The organism is Chlorobium ferrooxidans DSM 13031, assembly GCF_000168715.1.
Taxonomy (GTDB): domain Bacteria; phylum Bacteroidota; class Chlorobiia; order Chlorobiales; family Chlorobiaceae; genus Chlorobium; species Chlorobium ferrooxidans.
Map to the genome: position 1 here is coordinate 54,822 of NZ_AASE01000009.1, position 18,451 is coordinate 73,272.

An 18,451-nucleotide genomic window follows, 5' to 3' on the forward strand; every position below is an offset into this window, starting at 1 on the left:
AGAACAAATAAAACAGAGAGATGCAGGTGTAAAAATAGATGATAATAGAGCAATTAATAAAGAAAAGATACTGTTTTAACTGGTATAGAGAGACTTGTAGCAATGCAGTATCAAAGAGGCACATTAAGACGTATTATGGCGTAATAGAGTAAATTTTATTTCTCAAAATGCTGAAATAGTTGTTTTTATTCAAATAAATAGCCGATATTACTCACCTTAATACGCCACAGCGATAACAAGTTAATAATCCGGCACCTCTCTGTTATGGGCGAAACAAGTCTGGGCACCATAAAAAACAGCAACTGGAAAAGTGTACACCCGACTGCCGGGTATACAAAGCGAATGGAGGTGATTGATGATAATATCGTTCACACCTGGATTGAGTCAAAAAAGGATGTGATTCTTGATTTCATGGATGCCGAGCTGCTGCAGGTTGTTCTTCAGGAAGCCGGCCTCGAAAACAGAGAGTTTCATATCATCTTTGACCTTGCCAATACCACAAGCATTACCTATCGCTACAAACTGGCGATTACCGATCTCTTTTTTAACTGGAGTCCCTTTTTCGGGGTTATAGGTTTTTACAATATCGCCGAGTCAATGCGCATTATAACCGAATCATTCGCCGCCATTGCACCCGGAAAACTTTGCGTCATTCAGGCCAAAACCTATGAAGAGGTTATTGAAAGAGTCAGGGAATATAAATCAGGAGTGCTTCCTTCAATGGAGCTCCCTGATGAGGAGAGAAGGGAAGAGCATCGGTTTCTTGGAGCTGTCGCAAGATTGTCGTGGCTGAACCTGCTTGAAGAGCCGATAGAGCTTCCACCAGGGGAGAGCCGTTACTATACGGTTTTCAAAGCAATTGAAGCCCTTCGCCTTGACCTTATCGCTAAAAATATTGACTATGAAAAAGAAGTACAAGAGCTTACCCACAACCTTCAAAATCGAATAACCCAGATGACTATAAAAATGAATGCACAGGCGGAATTGAATAAAAAATCGGTCACCGAATTCAAAACCGAGATCTCTGATCTTAAATCAAGGCTGGCAACACAGGATATGGAGCTCACCAGGGTTTCAACTGCAATTGCCGAAAAAACAACCAAATTGCGGAACATTCTTGCACAGATCAATGCGCTTGAAATAGATACAGAGGTTAAAAAAGGTATTGCCGACACCTGTCTCGGCCTTATAGAGACCGAAACCATTGAAAAAAGGCTGAACACCGAACAGACTGAAGACGACTCGGTATTTCTCTCAAAACTTCAGAAAAAACACCCGAACCTCAATCAGCGGGAGCTGAGAATCAGCCTGCTTGTAAAGATGAACTACGATACCGGCGATATTGCCCGTTCTGTCGGCATATCAACACGGGGTATGGAAAGCATCCGTTACAGAATGCATAAAAAGCTCGGTCTTGGAAAACATCAATCCATCAAAACCTATCTTTCCGAGCTGGCCGTTACCTTCTGAACTCCCCTGCTGAATAGTTGAAAAAAGCACTCTATCTGTTTTGGCGATAGAGTGCTTTTTCTTTTTTGGCATCCGGTTACACGTTCTGTGAATTTTTTCATCCCGGTTTGTTGTTAAGCTATGGTATGTTCTGCTTTTTTGCGGCATCCGGAATGACCACCGGACAGCTTTTACAACCTTTTCCTTAGGGGAGGCAGTCAATGGATATCCGTAAACTGATAGAGGCCTACCATAAGGCCTGGACATGCGGAGATTTTGCCGCAGCACGCTCTTTTCTGGCTGATGACCTTGATTTCCGGGGCAGTATTGACTGCTTTTCAAATGCCGACGATTTTCTTGCCGCACTGAAACAGTTCGCCCGGATGACAAGCCATGTCACCATGCTGAAGAGCTTCTATGACAACGACGGAGCGGCTCTGCTCTATGACTGTGAAACCCCTGCTCCGGCAGGTGTCATCCGCACAGCGGAGTTCTTTACTGTTTCCGGCAACCGCATTAAAGCTATCCGGCTGGTTTTTGACGCTACGGATCTGCGTAAAGCGATGCAGGCATGAACAGCAGCTCAAGAACCAAAAAAAGTGTTCCGTTCAGCAAGCTGCTGGGCTTTCTTGGTCCCGGCTTTCTGGTTACGGTGGGGTTTGTCGATCCAGGCAACTGGGCAACCAATATTGAAGGGGGATCACGGTTCGGCTACGAGCTGCTCTGGGTAGTTACACTCAGTACACTCATGCTTGTACTGATCCAGCATATGGCTGCCAAGCTTGGCATAGCCACAGGCAAATCGCTTGCAGTCAACATACGCGAACATTTTCCGGGGCCGGTGACCGCCTTTCTCGGCATCACGGTACTTGCTGCCTGCATTGCCACGGATATTGCCGAGCTTCTGGGAGGCGGGATCGGTTTTTCACTGCTCTTCGGCATACCGGTCTGGCTCGGCGTACTCTTCACTGTTTTTCTCAAAATTTTCCTCGTCACCAGCCAGCGCTACCATCGGATAGAAACCATCATTGTCGGTTTTCTCGGGGTGATAACCCTCTGTTATCTTATCGAACTCCTGATTGTCAAGCCTGACTGGGCGGCAGTCACTACCGGCCTGGTTCGTCCTCAACTCGGCAGGGAGAACATCTATGTAGCGATGGCTATTCTCGGTGCCCTTATCATGCCCCACAATATCTTTCTGCATTCAAATGTCATTCACAGCAGAGAGTGGGGAATCTCGGAACAGGAAAAAATAAAGCTGCTCCGGTATGAAAAAATCGACACCATTTCAGCCATGACTCTCGGCTGGGTTGTCAATTCATCAATGATTATTGTTTCGGCTGCGGTTTTTTTTCATAATCAGGTGCAGGTATACAATATTGAAGAGGCATCGGCAACACTCAAACCGCTCGCAGGAGAACTGGCAGGATTACTCTTTGCCATAGCACTGGTTTTTTCGGGTGTGGGATCTTCCATGACTTCATCGATGGCTGAAGCTAATGTATTAACCGGGTTTCTCGGTAAACCGGAAGATCCCGGAACCAGGCTCTACCGCAGCGCGGTCTTTGCCACCTCGATACCATCATTCCTGATCATTCTGTTCACTGCCGACACCTTCCGGCTGCTGATTTTCAGCCAGATCATTCTTGGCATACAGCTTCCGTTTACCCTTCTCTCACTTTTGATTCTCTGTCGCAACAGCAACGTAATGGGTGGTTTCAGAAGCCGGAACAGGGAGTTTGCTGCAGCAACACTCATTGCGGCAATCGTTATCATCCTCAACATCTATTTTTTTTACACAACGGTTACCGGAGGGAGCTGATATGCACAGGTACAGGAATATCCTAACAGCCATTGACTGCTCTGATGCAGACATGACCGTAATCGAGCATGTGTCATCACTTGCTTCAGAACCGGGTTCAGTGGTCCATCTACTGCATGTTGTCCACTCCCATACCCTCGATCAGGACAGAGACCTTCGAATGCAGGCTGTCACGCTGCTGAACGGCTACCGGGAGAAGATGCAGGCAGATGGCATTGATGCGAGAGTGATTATCAGAAGTGGAGAACCGGAGGATGAAATTCTCTCTGAAATAGAGGAGAACGGGTATGACCTCCTTGCCATGGCAACTCATGGCCACCGGCTGCCGGAAAGAATTCTCTTTGGAAGTGTATCAAGAACGCTTCGAAAAAAAATCACGATCCCTCTGCTCCTGATCAACTCCGATCGTTAGCGGGTGGCAAATTCCGGCAACCTTTGCCTCCCCCTTGCCACTCCCTTCAAAAAGAGGTGAATGGAGAAAAAAACCGCTATATTCGCCTTCTTCCTGCATACAAGGAACTTAAGCCGCTCTATGGTGATTATAATGTACAGATTCCGGATCTCTTTATATTTCAAAGCAACTTCCAGAAAGACCGGTTTTGTCGTGATGTGGAAATCCTGATGACCGTTTATTGTGATACCACATTTGAACTATTTTCATACTTTTGTTCTCTTTTTCATTCATAACAACAGACAACTATGACACATCTGCAAAAACTCACCAGACCGGTAGCACTGCTGCTTATTCTCGCCATGACCACACTGACCTGGGGCTGCCAGTCATCAAGCAATGCGGGACGTGGTGCGGGTATCGGCGCAACCGCAGGCGGCGTAATCGGGGGTATTATCGGAAGCAGAACCGGAAGCTGGGCCAAAGGTGCCCTTATCGGCGCTGCCATCGGCGGTGCAAGCGGAGCTTTGATCGGCAACTACATGGACAAACAGGCCGCTGAAATCCGCAACGAAGTCAACGGAGTCCAGGTTGAACGGGAAGGCGAAGGCATAAGGGTAACGATGGATTCCGGAATTCTCTTCACATCCGGCTCATCGACGCTAACCTCAACCAGCCGTGCAAACATTGAAAAACTTGCCCGGATTTTCAACCGCTACAATGACACCAAAGTCGTTATTGAAGGGCATACCGATAATACCGGCAGCGCAGCATCAAACCAGCTGCTCTCCGAGAGAAGGGCCGAGTCGGTTGCCAAACTGTTGAGCGCATACGGTGTTTCAGATCGCAGACTCTCTCCGGTCGGCTACGGTCAGTCACGTCCGGTAGCATCCAACGACACGGAATACGGCCGCCAGAATAACCGCCGTGTTGAAGTGCTGATCTATGCCAATGAGGAGCTCAAGCAGAAGGCTGCATCCGGTCGCCTGGATCAGTAACCTTTTCCTGTACGGAAAGAAGTAAACAAGTTAAAAGCCTGAATGCACCCCGTTCAGGCTTTTTTTTCGGGCCCTCAAACCGCCGAACAAATTAATAGCGGTGAACATAAAAAAATCTTACATTTCCCACCATACAACCGCTCCTGCCTTGACTCACAAGCGCAGCGCAGCAAACGGAATCAAAAATATTGTGCTTGCCATGACACACTTCAAAAATGCTGAAGAGGTTCTCTTTCAATGGGTTTCAAGGGTATGCAGCGGAAGTCCCGATGATATTGCAGCTCTGTATGATGAAGCCGCGGTTCTTGTTCCGACCTTTTCCCCCCATACCGTCACAACCCCTGAGGGTATAAAAGGCTATTTCGGACAGCTCGCATCAAGGGACGGACTTGGTGTTCGACTCCACAACAAGGCACTCAGAAAACAGGCACTGAGCGATACACTCTTTGCTCTGAGCGGGATCTACTCCTTTGAGTTCGAAGTTGACCAGGTTCTGCTCTCCTTCCCGTCACGCTTCAGCTTTATGGTCGATATTTCAAGAGCGCAGCCGATCATTCACCACCACTCCTCGCAGGTTCCAAGGAATCTCTCCTGACCGTTCTATCTCCACCCGGAACAATGCCGCACGAAACAGCGTGCCGTGTTCCGGGAATTCGTTATTATCTGCTGTAGAGCGTTTTTCTCGTTCTCCCTGCCGGATAAAACAGGAATGCGGAAATGTACAGAAGCATTGCCGATTACGGAGTTATAGGGGATCTTCACACGGTCGCCCTGGTCTCGAAAGAGGGCTCCATTGATTACTGTTCTCTGCCCCGGCTCGACTCCCCGACTCTCTTTGCCGCACTGCTTGATGATGAAAAAGGGGGATTCTTCTCGCTGCAGCCCTCCGGGCCCTTCTCGTCACATCAGGAGTATATCGCAAATACCAACATCCTCTCATGCAGATTCACGACTGACACGGCCGAAGCACTGCTTTATGACTTCATGCCGGTACAGCAACCCGGAGCACTCAGAGGAACACAACAGCGTATCCACCGCTGCCTGAGGGTAGTGAGGGGAGATATGGCATTCACCCTGACGTTGATGGCTCGACCGGATTTTGCCAGAGTGGTGCCCGAAATTACACCGGCAGGAGAGAACCGCTATGCCATCCGCTACGGGCGCAAAACGCTTACGCTCAGCACAGGATGCAGCAGTTGCTCGCTTATCGGCATTGCTTCAGGCACGCTCACACTTGAACTCCGGCTCGCCGCTCCCGGTGAAGCTCACATAGATCTCCTCTTTGGAAGCGTGAAATCCGGTGAGGCTCTCCCCTGCCCATTTGAAGAGAATGTGCTCTTCTGGCAGGAGTGGGTAAATCGATGCCTGGGGGAACGGTGCGCATATCTGGGAGAGTTCATGCCGATGGTCAACCGCTCCCTGCTTGCACTTAAACTCCTGACCTTTCAGCCGACCGGAGCCATTGCCGCAGCGGCAACAACATCCCTTCCGGAAACTTTGGGGGGTGAAAGAAACTGGGACTACCGTTTCAGCTGGCTGAGAGATTCATCCTTCACGCTCAAAGCGCTCTTCACCGTTGGTCACATCAACGAAGCTGATGCCTATCTTCGCTGGCTGCACCTCACCTACCGGAAATACGGCAGCCGTAACCTGCAGATCATGTATACCCTGCAGGGAAAGGCGCGGCTCAGGGAGAAGAAGCTCGGCCATTTGAAGGGGTACCGCAATTCGCAACCGGTGAGAATCGGCAACGACGCCCACCGCCAGAACCAGTGGGATATCTATGGAGAGGTCATGGAGAGCGCTCTGCGTCTCTCGGATTACGCAGGGAAGATCGACGAGGAGCTCTGGCCGTTTTTCAGCAACATCTGCGAGCTGGCTATAGAGAACTGGCAGAAACCCGATGACGGCATCTGGGAGGTACGCAACGGACCGCATCATTTCGTCTATTCAAAAGTGATGTGCTGGGTTGCCCTTGACCGCGGCATCACCATTGCCCGCCGTTTCGGCTTTGACGCCCCGGTTGAGCGCTGGCAGCAGGAGCGTGATCGTATCAGGAACGATATTCTGGAGAAAGGATACAACCCTGCACTGAACAGTTTTGTACAGAAATACGGCTCAACGGATCTGGATGCAAGCCTCCTTCTGCTTCCGCTTGCAGGGTTCCTTCCGGTTGATGACAAACGGGTGCAGGGCACCATTGAGGCATGCCGGAACGGGCTTATGGAAAACGGTTTTCTGCTCCGCTACCGCTCGGAAGACGGACTCAAAGGGGAAGAAGGCGGATTTGTGCTCTGCAATTTCTGGCTGGTGGAGTCTCTTGCGCTTTCAGGCAAAAGCGATGAGGCAAGAGAGCTGCTCCGGAGAACCCTCACGGCATCAAACCATCTCGGCCTCTTTTCGGAAGAGTTTGACACCGAAAAGCTGGAGATGCTCGGCAACTTCCCCCAGGCATTCAGCCATATCGGCTATATCAATGCCGTATCGGCGATCCTCGGAAAACAGCCTGAACTGCAAAGAGCAGTAACGATGCCCTCCTGGGGCGAGCGGCTGCGGAACCTTATCCCCATCCAGGTCACGCTGAACAAAAGAGCAGAGAGCGATCCGGAATCGGGCATTGAGACCGGCGCCCGGCTGAAGCAGGCACTGGGCAGGCTTCAGGGGGCATTTTTTAATGCAGAGAGGGGCATGATCAATTATGAAGCGCTGAAACAGTCCGGAGAGTTCCTCAACTATCTCCGGCTTGCCGGATCACTCAACAGCTTCAAACCGGAAACACTCAAAAGCGACGCGGAAAAAAAGGCGTTCTGGATCAATATCTACAACATTCTCATCATTCACGGAGTCATCGAATTCAATATTCAAAGCTCGGTACTTGAAATCGTCAACTTCTTCGGCAGGATCGGCTACACGATCGGCGGAATCTTCTTTTCTCCCGATGACATTGAGCACGGCATCCTCCGCATAAACCGTCCGCACCCCTTTTTCCCGAACAAACCATTCCTTGAAAGCGATCCGCGAAAAGCGTTCATGCTTGAACAGTTCGATCCCCGCATCCACTTTGCACTGGTCTGCGCGGCATCAAGCTGCCCTCCCGTTGAGTTCTATGATGCAGCGATCATCGACCGGCAGCTTGATATGGCGGCAAGAAGTTTTATCAATCGACAGGGAATGGAGATCGACAGGGAGCTCAACACACTCCGGCTCTCACCGGTCTTCGACTGGTACAGCGGAGATTTCGGCCGCACCAGACGTGAAATCATTCTTTCACTGCTGCCCTGGGTCGGGGAGGAGAAAAAAGGGTGGATAGAAGAGCACCTCTCATCGCTGCATGTGCGATACCTTCCCTACAACTGGAACCTGAACAGCTCTCTGCAGCAGCACTGAACCCCGCATAGCGAGATACGGGGCCCTCCGGTCATCACGCGTCTGATTTACGTTCTTTCAACGCAGCATCAAGCAGGTCAAGCTTCTCTTTCATCGCGCCAAGATTACGCATCATCGCCTCAAGCTTCAACTGATCACGCATCGGCTGAGCGGGAGTTCCGCGCAGAACCGTGCCCGGCTGCATAAAGGATTTCGAGATACCGGTTTTGGCTGCAACCTGAATATTGTCGGCAAGTTCAAGATGACCGGCAAATCCGGCCTGTCCGCCAATAAGGCAGTGACGACCAACGACTACGCTGCCTGAAATCCCGGCCTGTGCGGCAATAACCGTATCATCACCAATCGTGCAGTTATGGGCTATCTGAACAAGGTTATCAATCTTGACTCCCCGTCCGATCACCGTACTGCCCATGGTTGCCCGGTCAATCGTGGAGTTCGCGCCGATCTCGACATCATCGCCGATCTCGACAACGCCCATCTGGGGAATCTTCACATAGGATCCGTCGCTCTGGGGAGCAAAACCGAATCCGTCAGCACCGATAACACTCCCCGAGTGAACAACCACCCTGTTGCCGAGAGCGGTTCCTTCATAGAGGGTGACACGGGGAAAAAGAAGAACATCCTCACCAAGCGTTACTCCGTTCAGAAGCACACTATGCGAGCCTATAACCGTGTTGCGGCCGATTGAACAGTTATCGCCGATCACCGCATATTCACCGACAGATACTCCGTCAGCAATAGTGGTACCGCTGCCGATAACTGCGCTCGACGCAATGCCGGGGGCGGTTATAACACGGGGGGGAGCAAATATTTTCAGGAGAAAAACAAAAGCGGTATAGGGGTCACTCACCTTGAGAAATGATCGTTTTTCTGTGAATTCGTCAACAGAAACCGAGCGGTGCACAATAACCAGAGAGGCTTCGGTTGTGCCGAGGAAGCGGATATATTTTTCGTTGGCTATAAAGCTTACCTGCCCCGGGCCGGCAAGTTCAATTTTGGCCGGACCGGTGATCTTTCCCTCACCACTGCCGAGCAGTTCAACCGAGTCCGAAAAGCGGAGCAGGTACTCCCTGATCTCCTGAATAGTCATATTTTTCAAGCAAATAACCTCGCTTTAGAAAGAGGAAATAATTAATTAATTTTTCAGCCTTTTTATTTATATTCGAAGTCTCTTGAGCGTATCATCAACCGCACAAAAAGAGCGGGGATACACCGGGAAACTGAATCACTGCCATAATATAATCCCTTTCATTTGAAAATGCAGGACCCGATGGCAAAACCCATTAAAATTTTCGCTGGGCGCAGTAATCCGGCTCTTGCCGAAAAGATTGCATCGTACCTCGACATGACGCTTGGCAATGCCAAAGTCGAAAACTTCTCTGACGGGGAGATCTCTGTTAACTTTTTCGAGTCTATCAGAGGATCGGATCTCTTCATTATCCAGTCTACGAACCCGCCGGGTGACAACCTGATGGAGCTGCTTATCATGATTGATGCAGCCAGACGCTCTTCGGCCGCAAGGATCACGGCTGTCATGCCCTATTACGGCTATGCACGGCAGGACAGAAAGGATCGGCCCCGCGTGGCCATTACGGCAAAACTGGTGGCAAACCTGCTTACTGAAGCCGGAGCCAACCGCATTCTGACCATGGATCTGCATGCACCGCAAATTCAGGGCTTTTTTGATATCCCCTTTGATCACCTCTACTCAAGTGTCGTCCTGATAAACGATATCCGTCAAAGAGAGTTCCGCGACAACCTCGTTGTGGCATCTCCTGATGTCGGCGGAGTAAAGCTTGCAAGAAAATTTGCTGAAGAGCTCGGCACCGATCTGGTGATTGTCGACAAACGCCGTCCTGCAGCCAACGTTGCTGAAGTCATGAACATCATCGGTGATGTCAAAGGCAAAAACGTCCTGCTTGTCGATGACATGATCGATACAGCCGGCACCATCGTCAATGCCGCAAAAGCCATCCGTGAAGCCGGCGGCCTTAAAATTTATGCCGCAGCAACACACCCGATTCTTTCCGGACCGGCCATAGAGAGAATCAACGCGTCACTGCTTGAGAAGCTTATTGTTACCGACTCGGTGATTACCAGTCATGACTATTCCCCGAAAATTGAAACGGTAACGGTGAGCCACCTGATCGGTGAGGCCATAAAGCGTATTTATGAAGATGACTCTGTAAGCTGCCTTTTTGACAGCAAGAATATTCTTCAGAAACTTACGAACAGTCATTAAACACAAGAGATAAAAGAGATAAAGGAAGAGTATGGAAACCATTGTACTGGGCGTTGAGCCCCGCGTCATCAAAAAGAAAGACGCTGAAAAACTTCGCAAGAATGGAATAGTCCCTGCCGTGATCTATCATAAAGGAGAAGAGACCATTCCGGTAAGCGTTAACGAGATTGCACTGAAGAAGCTTGTACACTCAGCCGAGTCGCATATTATCGATCTTCAGTTCCCTGACGGAAGGATCAAACGTTCGTTTATCAAGCAGGTTCAGTTCCACCCCGTGACCGACCGGATCATTCACACCGATTTTCAGCTCTTTGCGGCTGATGAGGTCATTGAGCTTGAAGTGCCGGTTTCCGTTACCGGTGACAGCATCGGTGTCGAAAAGGGCGGCAGACTGCAGATCATCCGCCATGCACTGACCATCAAGGGCAAACCGGAAGATATGCCTGACCACCTCATAGTCGATGTTACCGCACTTGAGATCGGCCACTCCATCCATGTCAGGGAGATCCCGATGACCGCCTATGCCGGCCTCGTCATCAGTGACGATCCCGACACTCCGGTTATCACGGTCCTTGCATCGAAAAAAGAGACCGAAGCAGTTGCTGAAGTGCCGGAAACACCGGCAAGCTGAGTACTGCTCAACCGCTGTTCATCGACCGGTGCATGAAGAATACAACGCTGCTTTTCTTTCAGGGAAAAGCAGCTTTTTTTTTGCTGATAACTTGATTATGTGCTCTCCATATTGTTCTTTTCCCTTTTGTGAGTGCCGCTCTGCCCGATCGCAAGATCAAACAGGGGCTCTCTTTTGCTGAAGCATTATTCACCGATAGCAACCTGAAGCTTGAAAAACAACAGAGGCAGCTCCCCGGACCGTCCGGACCGGATTCCTGAGGCCGGTAAAGGCAGAACAGAGAACAGAGGAAAACTCTTTTTTTTCCTTCTCTCCTTTACGGCGTTTCTGACCGTAATGGTGATCCAGTCCGATCTGGTTGTTATCAGTTTCCGTTCCATCTATACCGCCGCGCTCCTCTCCATTACAGCACCTGACGCACTGAGGGAGATCTTCACCACGGATATTCTGGAGTTCTGGATCGGGGCTATCTACCTGGTGGTGCTTCCGCTCCTGCTGGCTCTTTTTGCCCGTAACGCTCTGAAAATAAAGAGCGCTGAAGAGGTACAAGAGGAACGTGAAGAGTTAAGCCTCGGCAAATTAAGCCTCAGAGCCTTCATGCGTCACAAGATCGCGCTCTATGCCTCAGCGGTGATCTTTGTGCTCTACTCGGCTGCATTCCTTGCGCCCTTCATTGCCCCCTTCAGCCCCTATGACCAGCAGGACTTTCTGGTTACCGCCTACCAGCCTCCGTTCTCAAAGCTTGATGCTCTGGTGCTCAGGCAGCCGAAAACCCTGGCAATACCCATACAGAGCGGAAGCGGCAGAACCATCGAGTTGACCAACTCGCTGATCAACGACCTGCAGCTGCTGAAAACGCGTAATGAACCCAATGCCATCAAGTTTATCAATGAATACCGCATCGATGGCGATTCGGTTATCTATCTGCAGGGAATGCGCACCAAAACCATTGCACTGCGTGAACTGGCGGGATCCGTTAAACCGGGAGCATCCGGCGTTGCAGGCGGGAAACCGGATTTTGTCATCACCCGGACCTTCCTCCTCGGCACCGATCAGTATGGCCGCGACATTCTCAGCCGGGTGATCTACGGCTCGAAGATCTCGCTCTCGATCGGTTTTCTTGTTGTGCTCATTTCTGTCACGCTCGGTACCGTTATCGGAGTCTCTTCAGGCTATTTCGGAGGCTGGATCGATGCCGTCATGATGCGCATTGTTGATGTGCTTATTGCATTCCCCGCTCTCTTTCTTATTCTTATCATCATTGCCACCTTCGGAAACTCCATCTACCTGATTGTCATCACCCTCTCCTTCACCGGATGGATGGGAGTCGCCAGGATGGTCAGAAGTCAGGTGCTCTCGCTCAAGGAGCAGGAGTTCATACTGGCGGCAAAGTCACTCGGGCTTTCGGATTTACGAATCATCTTCCGCCATCTTGCCCCCAATACCCTCACTCCGGTCATTATCGCGGCTACACTGCGTATCGGCAGCATTATTCTCACCGAAGCCGGACTCTCCTTTCTCGGTCTCGGCGTTCAGCCGCCCACTCCAAGCTGGGGAAACATTATCAATGAGGGGCGTGACAGCCTGTTGAACTACTGGTGGATATCGACCTTCCCCGGCATTGCCATCCTGACTACGGTCGTCTGCTTCAACCTTATCGGTGACGGTGTGCGCGACGCACTTGACCCGAGAATGAGAGGATAATGATGAACAACACCGTGAAAGACGACCCGCAGGCCTGGAGCACCCTCGGCACCAACTACCTCTACCGGAAGCCCTGGCTCACCATGCGCCAGGACACCGTTCAGCTTCCCAACGGCAGGGTTATCGATGACTACTACATCTGGGAGTACCCCCCGTGGGTCAACGTGCTTGCTGTAACCCCGGAGCAGCAATTCGTTCTGATCCGCCAGTACCGTCACGGCATCGGCAGGGTAAACTATGAGCTGCCGGCCGGTGTTCACGACAAGCAGGGAGAATCACTGCTTGAATCAGCAAAGCGGGAACTGCATGAGGAGACCGGTTACGGCGGCGGCAGGTGGAGCCCGCTGCTGGAGCTCAGCCCGAACCCGGCCCTGCAGAACAACATCACCTCCACCTGGCTGGCTGAAGGGGTTGAACTTCTTGGAGGGCAGCAGCTCGATGCAACCGAGGAGATCAGTGTACACCTCGTATCCCTTGATGAACTCCGCTCAATTGCACTTGACGGCTCTATGCTGCAGGCCCTGCATGTTGCACCGATACTCAAATACCTTCTGACAAAAAAGCACTGAACACCTTAATAAACGAGGAGGGTTCATGAAAAAAACTGCACAGCTCACGCTGCTGGAGAGCGCCATAAAGGGGTTCGGGTACAGCCTGCGCTATGAAAAAGGCAACTTCCTTGGAGGAGAGTGCCGGCTCCGTGACGACAACGTGGTTGTGGTCAATAAATTCCTGCCGCTCGAAGGTAAAATCTACACCCTGGCACTGGTCATCAGCAAGCTCAACCCTCCCGGACTCTCTGCAGAAATTGCAAAAATCGTGGACAGCCTCATCGGCACAACCCTCTTCAACCGTGATCTGCGGGGATAGGAGAAAGCCTCAAGCGCCTTTGAGCCAATGCATTGAAGTATCAATATCGCTGAAAAAACGCAGGGTGAGACCCCGATTGACGACAACATCTTCGAAGAATTCAGCATCAGAGAAGAATTCAGGATTGCTGACTATTGCTACCCTGGCAAGGATGGGAACATTTTCAGACATATACTTTCCCGCCTCATAGGTATCAAGTGTGCCAAGCCGATACTCAAGTGCGGTTTCATCACAAAGAACAAGAGTCACACCACTCTGTTTACATAAATCAATAATACCCCTTCCATAATTCTGGACATCTTCAAGATTTTCATCAAAACCCCGGGCGGTTACAAAAAGAATATCATCCTTAACTTCCGCAGTGTATTGAATTGCCATAGGCTCCTGTTAACCGATTGATTTCTACCGGTGCCTTGATTCCGGTATGATCAATGCACTCCTTAAAGTACTCCTATATTGCTTCTTATGCAAGAAATCACACCGATCGGCAAGAGGTCATCCCCGGAAATTCATTACTCCTGCACCATTACTGTATCACCACCTGACGGGTTTTACTCCGGACTTCGAGACCGGGATGTGCTGCGGCAAACCGGTTGAGAGCGGCAAGATCTGTGCGGGAGAGAAAGGAGCCGGGAATCAGAATGCAGTGTGTCGGCCGGGCGTAGTTGAGCCATGAGCGGATCTGCTGCTGCTGTTTTTCAGCAAAACGGTAGACCCAGAGCTCTACGATATCCGCCTTGTAGAGTTCCGATTCCTGCAACCGGCCTGAGCCTGATACAACAAGCAGTGAACTCTCCCTGCTCTGGATTTTCAGAACCTTCTCCCTGGGGCGCATGATGAGCATGGCGGGAAGAGTAAGCAACCTGTCAGCCTGAAGCATGTGATGCTGAACAGGGAGGCGCGAAACAAGCGAGTCGGGGGTGTAAAACTGAACCGCTGCATCAGGTGCTCCATAGCCGTGGAGCTCAAGCTGTTGCGTGATACGCTTGAAGCTGCCCGCACTCCTCCCTGCATCAATGAGCAGGGTTTTCCCCCCCACGGAAAAAACAGTGACCAGATTACGGCCAAGATTAACCGTCATAAGCAAGGGGGCAACCGGACGGGCATGAACAGTAAATGAGTACCAGAAGAGCAGGTTTGCCCCGAGAAGCACAGAAATCGCAAGCCTGCCCCACGCTTTTCGACTGAAAAAAAAGAGGACAGCAGAGAGCATCAGGTAGTAGAGCGCAACTTCCGGCAGATCCGGCTTCCAGGATAGTGAAGCAAAAGGTACCCGGCTGAAAACCAGCGCTGAATTGAGCGTCAGCCGGGCAAAAAGCACAGCGCTTTCAGCAAAAAATGAGGCCGCGTACCCTGAGAGAAGGTTCAGAACCAGCATGGGTACAAGCGCATACATCAGAAGGGTGGAGAAGAGTACCACGGGAATATTAGCAAGAAGCCCGATCAGGGAAAAGGTGCCGAAGTAGAAGGCAATCACCGGAGCGACACCGATAACAGCCGCAAGAGTAACGGCAAAACTTGAGAACAGGAGACGCCCGGCCGCCTGAAAAGCTCCCCCTCCACGCCCGGTCATCGGAGTAAAACGGGGATACAGCAGAAGAATTGAGGCAACGGCGCTGTTGGTCATCAAAAAACCGGGGCTGAGAAGATCAAGGGGGTCAAACAGAAGAATCAGAACGTCTGAAAGCGCAAGCGAGTTCATGGAGAAGGTTTTTCTTCCAAGCGTCTCGCCGCCGATAAGCACCGCCGTCATGATTGCCGCACGTTTGACGGAAGCCGAGTTACCGGTAACATGACTGTATACCAGCAGAATAAAAACGGCAAGCAGAAACGATACCCACCGCCCCGCAGTAGTGACTTTCAGGCGCTGCAGCGAGATGTGGATGGCAAGAACAAGCAGTCCGACATTAAGCCCGGATACGGCAAGTATATGCGCCGTACCGGTAATTCTGAATGCCTCGAACAGCTCTTCAGGAAGGTACTCCTTTTCACCGGTAAGCACTCCTGCCGCAAGCTGGCGCTCCTCTCCGGGGGGAATCAGCTCCTCAATACTTTTCATAATATAATCCGCGACCGGTTTGACAATGAACCGTTCAAAACCGTTGAGCTCCGGCTCGCCTTCATGCTGCACCATCCATGGACCTGCAGAGTAGAGCTGTACCGATACCTGCTTCATTCCGGCGGCCTGACGGGGATCAAACTCTCCCCTGTTTGCCGCTTCGGGAATAAGGTTGAGCTGCCCCTTCACACGAACCATATCACCATATCTGATTCCCTTTCCGGCTTCTCCGGCGCTGCGCATAAAGACCATTGCCCGGTCATTGAGCTTTATGGTTCGTCCATCGGCAAACACCTCTTCAACATCCATGACCCAGCCCGTGCCGTGTTCACCGGCAGCCGGACGAGTGGCGATACGCCCGTAGAGGATCAGCGATTTACCGGTAAATGAGAGCAGGCCGTTTCGGGCAGCATAATGCATACGGAAGTCACTGCCGGCAGCAAAAGAGGAGAAGAGAAACAGGGTATAGCTGAGCGTCGTGATGCAGAGAGGAGAGGAGCCCCTCTTTTTGATTGCCTCATACAAAAGCGATCCAAGGAGCGTAAAAAGCGCAATTGCGCTTATGATAATCCAAGCCTCAAGCGGTAAGGGAAGATAGACTCCCGCAAGAATTCCCGGAATAACGCCGAGAAGCAGCCGGAGAGCCGGATATGGTGCCAGGGAGAAGCGCTCTGAGTGCCCCGGCTTCCGTATATTTTTCACTTCAGGCAAATCATTGTTTTGTATATTGTTCTTTTTCAAAAAAGCTTCTAAACATCATCTTCTTCATGCTGGTCAAAGAAATTCTGGACGCTGCTGTAAAACCTGTATTCAGCTTTGAGTTCTTTCCTCCAAAAAAAGACGAAGAGTGGGAAACACTTTTCAAAACCATTGCTGCACTCTCACCGCTCAACCCCTCCTATGTCAGCGTGACCTATGGCGCCGGAGGTTCGACCCGTTCGAGAACCCATGATCTGGTGACAAAAATCCAGCGAGAGACCGGCCTGACCGTTGTCTCCCATCTTACCTGCATCTGTTCGGACAGGGAGGAAACCGGATCGATCCTGCAGAACTACCGTGATAACGGCATCAACAATGTACTGGCCCTGCGGGGAGACAAACCTGCCGGTACGGCGACACTGGCTGAAGCAATCAAGGATTTTCCCCATGCCATCGACCTGATCCGTTTCATCAAAACAAACTATCCGGATATCGGTGTCGGCGTTGCAGGATTTCCTGAAGGTCATCCTGAAACACCCAACCGGCTGCAGGAGATCGACTATCTGAAAGAAAAGATTGATGCCGGAGCCGACTATATTGTTACCCAGCTCTTTTTTGACAATCGCGACTTTTTTGATTTTGTTGAACGCTGCACCATTGCAGGTATTACGGTACCCATTATTCCTGGAATCATGCCCATTACAACCCGCAAGGGTATGATCAGAATGTCAGAACTGGCGCTTGGAGCAAGAGTTCCTGCTCCGCTCATGAAAAAGGTACTGAGTGCTTCGGATGACGCCGGGGTGGCATCAGTTGGTATAGAATGGGCCACAATGCAGGTGCAGGAGCTGATCGACAACCACATCAAGGGTGTGCATTTCTACACCCTCAACATGGCTGACGCGACTCTCAGAATATTCAACAACCTTCACCAGTAAGCCTTTGTTCTCAATCCGGAAACCGGCCCGCTCAGAGCAGTTCATTCTGGATGAGCTGTTCATAGCTCTCACGTTTCCGGATCAGCTTCACGTCACTTCCATTGACAAGAACCTCCGCAGGACGCAGCCGGCCATTGTAGTTGCTGCCCATAACGGCGGCATAGGCACCGGCGGACATCACCGCAAGCAGCTCTCCCTCTTCAGCCGCATCAATTTCACGATGGCGTGCAAAAAAGTCGCTTGACTCGCAGACCGGCCCGACCACATCGGCAACAACAGATTGTTCATGACTGGTCACGGCAAGAATTTCATGGTGTGCCTGATAGAGCGCAGGGCGGATCAGCTCGGTCATCCCCGCATCAACAACAAAAAACTCCTTGCCGGTATGATTCCGCTTTTTATAGAGGATCCTGGTCAGAAGAACCGATGCATTGGCAACAAATGAGCGGCCGGGTTCAAAAATAACCGTGACACCGGCAGGCTTGAGCATCGGAATAAGCTTTTCGGCGAAATGCGCAATCGGTGTAGCCGGTTTAAGCGGATCGTAGGTCACCGGAAACCCGCCGCCTATATCGAGAAATTCAACCCCGAAACCCATCTCCTTTGAGGCGCTGAAAATATCGAGCAGCTTGGTGGTTGCCGCCACATAGTATTCCGGATCGAATATCTGCGATCCTATATGCATATCCAGTCCCAGAAGACAAAGATTGCGCAGTTGGGGAAGCAGTGCAAAAACTGCCGGAAGCTCCGCTTCATCAATGCCGAACTTCTCCTTGCTGTCACCGGTAGTGATGTAGGGGTGAGTTTCGGCCGTGACGTTTGGATTGATTCGTATTGCGACGTTTGCAATGAGTTCAAGCTCACCGGCAATACGGTTGATGGCGCGAAGCTCTGAAAGCGACTCTGCCTTGAGCATCAGCACCCCGCTTTTAAGTGCGTAGGCAATCTCTTCGGGTTTCTTGCCGACGCCGGCAAATATGATTTTTTCGGCTGCTACACCTGCCGTGAGGGCACGAAAGAGTTCGCCTCCTGAATTGACATCACATCCGCAGCCGAGTTCAGCAAATGTTCTGATAACCGAAAGATTATAGTTGGCTTTGACTGAATAGCAGGTAAAATGGGGCAAATCGGCAAACGCATGCTCGAAAGCCCTGTGACTTCCGGCCAGACTCTTTGCCGAGGTCACAAAAAGAGGGGTTCCGAAGGTGTCGGCAAGCTTTTCAAGTGAGATCCCGTCACATGAGAGCGTTCTGCCGTTATA

The 18,451-nt window shown here is 50.9% G+C and carries 17 protein-coding genes; 13 read left to right on the forward strand and 4 right to left on the reverse strand.

Annotation, left to right across the window (positions count from 1 at the left end; all coding sequences use genetic code 11):
* Positions 1-264: 264 nt before the first annotated feature.
* The 7 genes from CFERDRAFT_RS06310 to CFERDRAFT_RS06340 all read left to right on the forward strand — a co-directional run bounded on the left by CFERDRAFT_RS06310 (position 265) and on the right by CFERDRAFT_RS06340 (position 8,047).
* Positions 265-1,470, forward strand: coding sequence for a helix-turn-helix transcriptional regulator (locus CFERDRAFT_RS06310; protein ID WP_006366377.1), 1,206 nt, complete (start codon positions 265-267; stop codon positions 1,468-1,470).
* 200 nt (positions 1,471-1,670) lie between these two features.
* Complete coding sequence (locus tag CFERDRAFT_RS06315) at positions 1,671-2,024, forward strand: nuclear transport factor 2 family protein (protein ID WP_006366378.1); 354 nt, start codon at positions 1,671-1,673, stop codon at positions 2,022-2,024.
* Positions 2,021-3,271, forward strand: coding sequence for an Nramp family divalent metal transporter (locus CFERDRAFT_RS06320; protein ID WP_006366379.1), 1,251 nt, complete (start codon positions 2,021-2,023; stop codon positions 3,269-3,271). Before CFERDRAFT_RS06315 ends, CFERDRAFT_RS06320 begins: the two co-directional genes overlap by 4 nt.
* A gap of 1 nt (position 3,272) precedes the next feature.
* Positions 3,273-3,683: a universal stress protein gene (locus tag CFERDRAFT_RS06325; RefSeq protein WP_006366380.1), complete on the forward strand. Its 411-nt coding sequence runs from the start codon at positions 3,273-3,275 to the stop codon at positions 3,681-3,683.
* 287 nt (positions 3,684-3,970) lie between these two features.
* Complete coding sequence (locus CFERDRAFT_RS06330; protein ID WP_006366381.1) at positions 3,971-4,660, forward strand: OmpA family protein; 690 nt, start codon at positions 3,971-3,973, stop codon at positions 4,658-4,660.
* A gap of 199 nt (positions 4,661-4,859) precedes the next feature.
* On the forward strand, positions 4,860-5,255 hold the full coding sequence (locus CFERDRAFT_RS06335) for a hypothetical protein (protein ID WP_040433355.1): 396 nt from the start codon (positions 4,860-4,862) through the stop codon (positions 5,253-5,255).
* 122 nt (positions 5,256-5,377) lie between these two features.
* On the forward strand, positions 5,378-8,047 hold the full coding sequence (locus CFERDRAFT_RS06340) for a glycoside hydrolase family 15 protein (RefSeq protein ID WP_006366383.1): 2,670 nt from the start codon (positions 5,378-5,380) through the stop codon (positions 8,045-8,047).
* A 34-nt stretch (positions 8,048-8,081) separates the two neighbouring features.
* Here CFERDRAFT_RS06340 and lpxD read toward each other — a convergent pair whose 3' ends face one another.
* On the reverse strand, positions 8,082-9,137 hold the full coding sequence (gene lpxD, locus CFERDRAFT_RS06345; protein WP_006366384.1) for a UDP-3-O-(3-hydroxymyristoyl)glucosamine N-acyltransferase: 1,056 nt from the start codon (positions 9,135-9,137) through the stop codon (positions 8,082-8,084).
* A gap of 180 nt (positions 9,138-9,317) precedes the next feature.
* On the opposite strand from lpxD, the gene CFERDRAFT_RS06350 reads away from it, so the two are divergent.
* The 5 genes from CFERDRAFT_RS06350 (at position 9,318) to CFERDRAFT_RS06370 (ending at position 13,494) form a co-directional block, all read left to right on the forward strand.
* Positions 9,318-10,289: a ribose-phosphate pyrophosphokinase gene (locus CFERDRAFT_RS06350; RefSeq protein WP_006366385.1), complete on the forward strand. Its 972-nt coding sequence runs from the start codon at positions 9,318-9,320 to the stop codon at positions 10,287-10,289.
* A gap of 31 nt (positions 10,290-10,320) precedes the next feature.
* Complete coding sequence (locus CFERDRAFT_RS06355) at positions 10,321-10,920, forward strand: 50S ribosomal protein L25/general stress protein Ctc (RefSeq protein WP_006366386.1); 600 nt, start codon at positions 10,321-10,323, stop codon at positions 10,918-10,920.
* Positions 10,921-11,130: 210 nt separating this feature from the next.
* Positions 11,131-12,624: an ABC transporter permease gene (locus CFERDRAFT_RS06360; protein WP_006366387.1), complete on the forward strand. Its 1,494-nt coding sequence runs from the start codon at positions 11,131-11,133 to the stop codon at positions 12,622-12,624.
* A gap of 2 nt (positions 12,625-12,626) precedes the next feature.
* The gene (locus CFERDRAFT_RS06365) at positions 12,627-13,193 is read left to right on the forward strand and encodes an NUDIX hydrolase (RefSeq protein ID WP_006366388.1); all 567 of its coding nucleotides are present in this window, start codon (positions 12,627-12,629) and stop codon (positions 13,191-13,193) included.
* A 25-nt stretch (positions 13,194-13,218) separates the two neighbouring features.
* Positions 13,219-13,494 carry a hypothetical protein gene (locus tag CFERDRAFT_RS06370; protein WP_006366389.1) on the forward strand — a complete coding sequence of 92 codons (276 nt, stop codon included), beginning with the start codon at positions 13,219-13,221 and terminating at the stop codon, positions 13,492-13,494.
* A 9-nt stretch (positions 13,495-13,503) separates the two neighbouring features.
* On the opposite strand, the gene CFERDRAFT_RS06375 is transcribed toward CFERDRAFT_RS06370, so the two are convergent.
* Both CFERDRAFT_RS06375 and CFERDRAFT_RS06380 read right to left on the reverse strand, forming a co-directional pair.
* A complete protein-coding gene (locus CFERDRAFT_RS06375) occupies positions 13,504-13,872 on the reverse strand; it encodes a hypothetical protein (protein ID WP_006366390.1) in 369 nt (122 codons plus the stop codon).
* Positions 13,873-14,020: 148 nt separating this feature from the next.
* Positions 14,021-16,255 (reverse strand): ComEC/Rec2 family competence protein, encoded by a 2,235-nt coding sequence (locus CFERDRAFT_RS06380; RefSeq protein ID WP_006366391.1) that lies wholly within the window; start codon positions 16,253-16,255, stop codon positions 14,021-14,023.
* 65 nt (positions 16,256-16,320) lie between these two features.
* Here CFERDRAFT_RS06380 and metF point away from each other — a divergent pair, with 65 nt between their 5' ends.
* Positions 16,321-17,190, forward strand: a complete 870-nt coding sequence (gene metF / locus CFERDRAFT_RS06385; protein ID WP_040433341.1) for a methylenetetrahydrofolate reductase [NAD(P)H] — start codon at positions 16,321-16,323, stop codon at positions 17,188-17,190.
* A 31-nt stretch (positions 17,191-17,221) separates the two neighbouring features.
* Here metF and lysA read toward each other — a convergent pair.
* Positions 17,222-18,451: diaminopimelate decarboxylase (lysA, locus tag CFERDRAFT_RS06390; protein ID WP_006366393.1), on the reverse strand; the 1,230-nt coding region annotated here is incomplete at its 5' end.

Bases quoted from the DNA above. Each gene is read 5' to 3' on its own strand.
- CFERDRAFT_RS06350 (WP_006366385.1), top strand. From the start codon at position 9,318: ATGGCAAAACCCATTAAAATTTTCGCTGGGCGCAGTAATCCGGCTCTT.
- CFERDRAFT_RS06340 (WP_006366383.1), top strand. From the start codon at position 5,378: ATGTACAGAAGCATTGCCGATTACGGAGTTATAGGGGATCTTCACACG.
- CFERDRAFT_RS06325 (WP_006366380.1), top strand. From the start codon at position 3,273: ATGCACAGGTACAGGAATATCCTAACAGCCATTGACTGCTCTGATGCA.
- CFERDRAFT_RS06310 (WP_006366377.1), top strand. From the start codon at position 265: ATGGGCGAAACAAGTCTGGGCACCATAAAAAACAGCAACTGGAAAAGT.
- CFERDRAFT_RS06375 (WP_006366390.1), bottom strand. From the start codon at position 13,872: ATGGCAATTCAATACACTGCGGAAGTTAAGGATGATATTCTTTTTGTA.
- CFERDRAFT_RS06330 (WP_006366381.1), top strand. From the start codon at position 3,971: ATGACACATCTGCAAAAACTCACCAGACCGGTAGCACTGCTGCTTATT.
- CFERDRAFT_RS06335 (WP_040433355.1), top strand. From the start codon at position 4,860: ATGACACACTTCAAAAATGCTGAAGAGGTTCTCTTTCAATGGGTTTCA.
- CFERDRAFT_RS06365 (WP_006366388.1), top strand. From the start codon at position 12,627: ATGAACAACACCGTGAAAGACGACCCGCAGGCCTGGAGCACCCTCGGC.
- lpxD (WP_006366384.1), bottom strand. From the start codon at position 9,137: ATGACTATTCAGGAGATCAGGGAGTACCTGCTCCGCTTTTCGGACTCG.
- CFERDRAFT_RS06320 (WP_006366379.1), top strand. From the start codon at position 2,021: ATGAACAGCAGCTCAAGAACCAAAAAAAGTGTTCCGTTCAGCAAGCTG.
- CFERDRAFT_RS06315 (WP_006366378.1), top strand. From the start codon at position 1,671: ATGGATATCCGTAAACTGATAGAGGCCTACCATAAGGCCTGGACATGC.
- metF (WP_040433341.1), top strand. From the start codon at position 16,321: ATGCTGGTCAAAGAAATTCTGGACGCTGCTGTAAAACCTGTATTCAGC.
- CFERDRAFT_RS06355 (WP_006366386.1), top strand. From the start codon at position 10,321: ATGGAAACCATTGTACTGGGCGTTGAGCCCCGCGTCATCAAAAAGAAA.
- CFERDRAFT_RS06370 (WP_006366389.1), top strand. From the start codon at position 13,219: ATGAAAAAAACTGCACAGCTCACGCTGCTGGAGAGCGCCATAAAGGGG.